Genomic DNA, 2,892 nt, shown 5'->3' with positions numbered 1-2,892 from the left:
CCCTACCTTTCGAAAAGCTCAAGAAGCTCTTCGCCGGCATCACGCCCGACCCGGCTTACCGCCCGATCAGCCTGGGCATCGGTGAGCCCAAGCATCCCACGCCGGCCTTCATCCAGCAGGCACTGACCGACAACCTGGGCGGCCTGGCCTCCTACCCGGCCACCCTGGGCAGCGATGCCCTGCGCGGTGCGATTGCGGACTGGCTGCAGAAGCGTTACGACATCCCCCGCCCGGATCCGGCCACCGAGATCCTGCCGGTGATCGGCTCGCGCGAGGCGCTGTTCTCGCTGACCCAGACCGTGGTCGATCCGACCAGGCCGGGTGCGCTGGTGATGTGCCCCAACCCGTTCTACCAGATCTATGAAGGCTCAGCCTACCTGGCCGGTGCCGAGCCCTACTTCGTCAATTCGGACCCGGCGCGTAACTTTGCGCCCGATTTCAGCCAGGTGCCGCAAGAGGTGTGGGAACGCGTGCAGCTGCTGTTCGTCTGCTCGCCCGGCAACCCTACCGGTGCCGTGCTGACGCTGGAAGACTGGAAGGAACTGTTCGCCCTGTCGGATCGCTACGGCTTCGTGATCGCTTCCGACGAGTGCTACTCCGAGATCTACTTCAAGCAAGACCCGCCGCTGGGCGGCATGCAGGCTGCGCGCCTGTTGGGCCGCGACTATCGCAACCTGATTTCCTTCTCCAGCCTGTCCAAGCGCTCCAACGTGCCAGGGATGCGCTCGGGCTTCGTCGCCGGCGATGCGGCCATCCTCAAGAAATTCCTGCTCTACCGCACCTACCACGGTGCAGCCATGAGCCCGGTGATCCAAGCCGCATCGGTCTTGGCCTGGCAGGACGAGACCCACGTCCAGGACAACATCGCCAAGTACGTCACCAAGTTCTCGCAGGTCACACCGCTGCTGCAGGAAGTGATGGAGGTCGCCTTGCCCGATGCAGCGTTCTACCTTTGGGCCAAGGTCGACAAGCTGGTCGATATCAGCGACACCGAATTCGCTCGTCGTCTCTACGCCGAATATAATGTCACAGTGCTGCCCGGCAGCTACCTGGCGCGCGAGGCGCATGGCGTCAATCCAGGCGCCGGCCGCATCCGCATGGCGCTGGTGGCCGAAGTCGAAGAATGCCTGGAGGCGGCGCAACGCATCGTCGCCTTCACCAGGAAACTGGCCGGCCAGGCCTGAGGCCCGGCCAAGAAGCCAGACTTACCCCCTTTCACCCAACCGTTCATAGATATCAACATGACACAGTCCATTCAGCAAATCATCGATCAGGCGTGGGAAGACCGCGCCAGCCTGTCCCCCAAGAGCGCTCCGGCCGACATCCGCAATGCGGTGGCCGAAGTGATCGCAGGCCTGAACGATGGCACCCTGCGCGTCGCCAACCGTCAAGGCGTCGGCCAGTGGGAAGTCAACCAATGGGTGAAGAAGGCCATCCTGCTGTCGTTCCGCCTGGAGGACAACGTGCCGATGTCGGCCGGTAGCGGCTACCCGCAGTTCTACGACAAGGTCCCCACCAAGTTCGCCAACTACACCGCTGAAGATTTCGCCCGTGGCGGCTTCCGCGTGGTGCCGCCCGCCGTGGCCCGTCATGGTTCCTTCATCGGCCGCAACGTGGTGCTGATGCCCTCCTACGTCAACATCGGCGCCTATGTCGATGAAGGCACGATGGTCGATACCTGGGCCACCGTCGGTTCGGCTGCCCAGATCGGCAAGAATGTTCACTTGTCTGGCGGTGTCGGCATCGGCGGCGTGCTGGAGCCGGTCCAGGCCGGCCCCGTCATCATCGAAGACAATTGCTTCATCGGTGCCCGTTCGGAAGTGGTCGAAGGCGTCATCATCGAAGAAAACTCGGTGCTGTCCATGGGCGTCTACATCGGCCAGTCGACCAAGATCTATGACCGCGAAACCGGCGAAGTGCACTACGGCCGCGTGCCGGCGGGCTCGGTGGTGGTGCCGGGCAACCTGCCCTCCAAGGATGGCAAGTACAGCCTGTACGCTGCGATCATCGTCAAGAAGGTCGATGCCCAGACCCGCTCCAAGACGTCCATCAACGAACTGCTGCGCGGCGAGTAATCCCGTCCTGCGGCTTGCCTGAAGTCCTGAAGCACCCACGCGCCGCGCCGGTCGTCCTGTCCGGCGCGGCGTCGTATTTGAGAATGAGCATGAGCGACAAGATCACCCTTTTCGGCATCCCCAACTGCGACACCGTCAAGAAAGCCCGCGTGTGGCTGGACGAGCAAGGGATCGCCTTTGACTTCCACGATTTCAAGAAGGCCGGCCTCACCGCCGAACAGGCGCAAGCCTGGCTGAAGGACGTGGAGCGCGACGTGCTGGTCAACCGCAAGGGGACCACCTGGCGCGCCCTGCCGGACGAACGCAAAGCGGCCATCACCGATGACGCCGCAGCCGTCGCCCTGATGGTGGAAAACCCCTCGGTGGTGAAGCGCCCGGTGCTCTTCGATGGCAAGCAGTATCACGTCGGCTTCAAGGCCGATCAGTATCAACACATTTTCGAGAAATGATCATGAGCAAGACGCTGGCCCTGACCCAGGAATTGATGTCCCTTTCTTCCGTCACCCCCGAAGACAAAGGCTGCCAGGCCAGGCTGGCGGAATTGCTTACACCGCTGGGCTTTGTCTGCGAAACCATCCAGTCCGGCGAGGTCACCAACCTGTGGGCGCGCAAGGGAACGGCGCAGCCGCTGGTGGTCTTTGCCGGCCACACCGACGTGGTACCGACCGGTCCGCTGGAAAAATGGCAGTCGCATCCCTTCCAGCCGACCCTGCGCGATGGTCGCCTGTACGGACGCGGCGCCTCCGACATGAAGACCTCGATTGCCGCCATGGTGGTGGCTTGTGAAGAGTTCACGGCGGCCCATCCGGAGCACAAG

At 63.1% G+C, this 2,892-nt stretch carries 4 protein-coding genes; all 4 read left to right on the top strand.

Annotated elements, in window-relative coordinates:
• On the top strand, positions 1-1,184 hold a 1,184-nt coding region (gene dapC, locus I5W_RS28475), incomplete at its 5' end, for a succinyldiaminopimelate transaminase (RefSeq protein WP_044531780.1).
• 57 nt (positions 1,185-1,241) lie between these two features.
• Entirely contained in the window at positions 1,242-2,075 is an 834-nt protein-coding gene (dapD, locus tag I5W_RS28470) for a 2,3,4,5-tetrahydropyridine-2,6-dicarboxylate N-succinyltransferase (RefSeq protein WP_017451046.1), read from the top strand.
• Positions 2,076-2,164: 89 nt separating this feature from the next.
• Complete coding sequence (locus tag I5W_RS28465) at positions 2,165-2,524, top strand: ArsC family reductase (protein ID WP_044531779.1); 360 nt, start codon at positions 2,165-2,167, stop codon at positions 2,522-2,524.
• A gap of 2 nt (positions 2,525-2,526) precedes the next feature.
• The coding region (locus I5W_RS28460) for a M20/M25/M40 family metallo-hydrolase (protein WP_148289220.1) at positions 2,527-2,892 on the top strand (366 nt) is incomplete at its 3' end.

The organism is Herbaspirillum sp. B65 (genome assembly GCF_000333555.1).
In the GTDB taxonomy this organism is placed as follows: Bacteria; Pseudomonadota; Gammaproteobacteria; order Burkholderiales; family Burkholderiaceae_D; genus Herbaspirillum; species Herbaspirillum rubrisubalbicans.
Note: the sequence above shows the minus strand (reverse complement) of the source record. Positions and strands in the feature narration are given on the sequence as shown.

Excerpts from the sequence above, each read along its gene's own strand:
- dapD (WP_017451046.1), top strand. The coding sequence starts at position 1,242 with ATGACACAGTCCATTCAGCAAATCATCGATCAGGCGTGGGAAGACCGC.
- I5W_RS28465 (WP_044531779.1), top strand. The coding sequence starts at position 2,165 with ATGAGCGACAAGATCACCCTTTTCGGCATCCCCAACTGCGACACCGTC.